Here is a 2,870-nt window from a genome sequence, read left to right on the forward strand (position 1 = left end):
GCCTTCGAGTGACTTGTCACTGGGGGTGATGGCGTGCCTTTTGAAGAATGAGCCTGCGAGTTAGTGGTATGTGGCGAGGTTAACCCGTGTGGGGTAGCCGTAGCGAAAGCGAGTCCGAATAGGGCGNTGGCGTGCCTTTTGAAGAATGAGCCTGCGAGTTAGTGGTATGTGGCGAGGTTAACCCGTGTGGGGTAGCCGTAGCGAAAGCGAGTCCGAATAGGGCGTTTCAGTCGCATGCTCTAGACCCGAAGCGGAGTGATCTACCCATGGCCAGGGTGAAGCGACGGTAAGACGTCGTGGAGGCCCGAACCCACTTAGGTTGAAAACTGAGGGGATGAGTTGTGGGTAGGGGTGAAAGGCCAATCAAACTCCGTGATAGCTGGTTCTCCCCGAAATGCATTTAGGTGCAGCGTCGCGTGTTTCATCCTGGAGGTAGAGCTACTGGATGGTCTAGAGGGCCCACAAGCTTATCGAAATCAGCCAAACTCCGAATGCCAGGATGTGAGAGCGCGGCAGTGAGACTGCGGGCGATAAGGTTCGTAGTCGAGAGGGAAACAGCCCAGATCGCCGGCTAAGGCCCCCAAGCGTGTACTAAGTGGAAAAGGATGTGAAGTCGCGAAGACAACCAGGAGGTTGGCTTAGAAGCAGCCACCCTTGAAAGAGTGCGTAATAGCTCACTGGTCAAGTGATTTTGCGCCGACAATGTAGCGGGGCTCAAGTACACCGCCGAAGCCGCGGCACTCACACAACAGCCCCCGGTTCCCTTGCGAGGGTTCCGGCAGGTGTGTGGGTGGGTAGGGGAGCGTCGTGTGGCCAGGGAAGCGCCGGAGTGATCCAGGTGTGGAGGCCACGCGAGTGAGAATGCAGGCATGAGTAGCGAAAGACGAGTGAGAAACTCGTCCGCCGAATGATCAAGGGTTCCTGGGCCAGGTTAATCCGCCCAGGGTGAGTCGGGACCTAAGGCGAGGCCGACAGGCGTAGTCGATGGACAACGGGTTGATATTCCCGTACCCGTGTATCCGCGCCCATGATGAATCAGGAGTACTAACCGTCCAGAGCCGCCAGGAGCACCTTCGGGTGCCGGGTGTGGTGATGCACGGGACCTTTCCTGGTAGTAGTCAAGCGATGGGGTGACGCAGGAAGGTAGCTGAGCCAGTCAGTGGTAACACTGGTGTAAGCCTGTAGGGCGAGACCTAGGCAAATCCGGGTCTCACACAGCCTGAGAGGTGATGCATAGCCGAATGAGGCGAATTCAGTGATCCTATGCTGCCGAGAAAAGCCTCTAGCGAGCTGGTACACGGCCCGTACCCCAAACCGACACAGGTGATCAGGTAGAGAATACCAAGGCGATCGAGATAACTATGGTTAAGGAACTCGGCAAAATGCCCCCGTAACTTCGGGAGAAGGGGGACCCCTGCTGGTGATGGAACGTGCTTCCTGAGCTGGTGTGGGTCGCAGAGACCAGTGAGAAGCGACTGTTTACTAAAAACACAGGTCCGTGCGAAGTCGTAAGACGATGTATACGGACTGACGCCTGCCCGGTGCTGGAAGGTTAAGAGGACCGGTTAGTTCCTTCGGGAGCGAAGCTGAGAATTTAAGCCCCAGTAAACGGCGGTGGTAACTATAACCATCCTAAGGTAGCGAAATTCCTTGTCGGGTAAGTTCCGACCTGCACGAATGGCGTAACGACTTCTCAGCTGTCTCAACCATAGACTCGGCGAAATTGCATTACGAGTAAAGATGCTCGTTACGCGCGGCAGGACGAAAAGACCCCGGGACCTTCACTACAGCTTGGTATTGGTGTTCGGTTCGGTTTGTGTAGGATAGGTGGGAGACTGTGAAGCATGCACGCCAGTGTGTGTGGAGTCGTTGTTGAAATACCACTCTGATCGTATTGGATACCTCAACCTCGGACCATGATCTGGTTCAGGGACAGTGCCTGGTGGGTAGTTTAACTGGGGCGGTTGCCTCCCAAAATGTAACGGAGGCGCCCAAAGGTTCCCTCAGCCTGGTTGGCAATCAGGTGTCGAGTGCAAGTGCACAAGGGAGCTTGACTGTGAGACTGACAAGTCGAGCAGGGACGAAAGTCGGGACTAGTGATCCGGCACCGGCAAGTGGAAGCGGTGTCGCTCAACGGATAAAAGGTACCCCGGGGATAACAGGCTGATCTTCCCCAAGAGTCCATATCGACGGGATGGTTTGGCACCTCGATGTCGGCTCGTCGCATCCTGGGGCTGGAGTAGGTCCCAAGGGTTGGGCTGTTCGCCCATTAAAGCGGCACGCGAGCTGGGTTTAGAACGTCGTGAGACAGTTCGGTCTCTATCCGCCGCGCGCGTCAGAAACTTGAGGAAGGCTGTCCCTAGTACGAGAGGACCGGGACGGACGAACCTCTGGTGTGCCAGTTGTTCCACCAGGAGCACCGCTGGTTAGCTACGTTCGGAAGGGATAACCGCTGAAAGCATCTAAGCGGGAAGCCTGTTCCAAGATGAGGTTTCTCACCCCCTCGAGGGGGTAAGGCCCCCGGCAGACCACCGGGTTGATAGGCCAGAACTGGAAGCCCAGCAATGGGTGCAGGTGACTGGTACTAATAGGCCGAGGACTTACCACAAAGAAGCTACGCGTCCACTGTGCAGTATCTGAGACAACACACGAGTTGGTCAGCAGATAACTGAAACCCGCACCACCGATCCATCACCAGCAGCACCGGTGACAGGAAACGTGTGTGCCTCGTGCTCTGTTGTTTCACAGAGTTTCGGTGGCCATAGCGGAGGGGAAACGCCCGGACCCATTCCGAACCCGGAAGCTAAGCCCTCCAGCGCCGATGGTACTGCACCCGACAGGGTGTGGGAGAGTAGGACACCGCCGAACAA

Annotated in this window: 2 rRNA genes (1 of these 2 cut by a window edge); both read left to right on the forward strand. The window is 56.5% G+C overall.

Annotated features, from left to right (window positions below):
- Nucleotides 1-2,608, forward strand: a 23S ribosomal RNA gene (locus tag HQ312_RS21735); it begins 625 nt to the left of the window's first position.
- A gap of 143 nt (nucleotides 2,609-2,751) precedes the next feature.
- Nucleotides 2,752-2,868, forward strand: a 5S ribosomal RNA gene (gene rrf / locus HQ312_RS21740).
- The last annotated feature ends 2 nt before the right edge of the window (nucleotides 2,869-2,870 follow it).

Source organism: Rhodococcus sp. BP-316, from assembly GCF_019836105.1.
Lineage (GTDB): Bacteria > Actinomycetota > Actinomycetes > Mycobacteriales > Mycobacteriaceae > Rhodococcoides.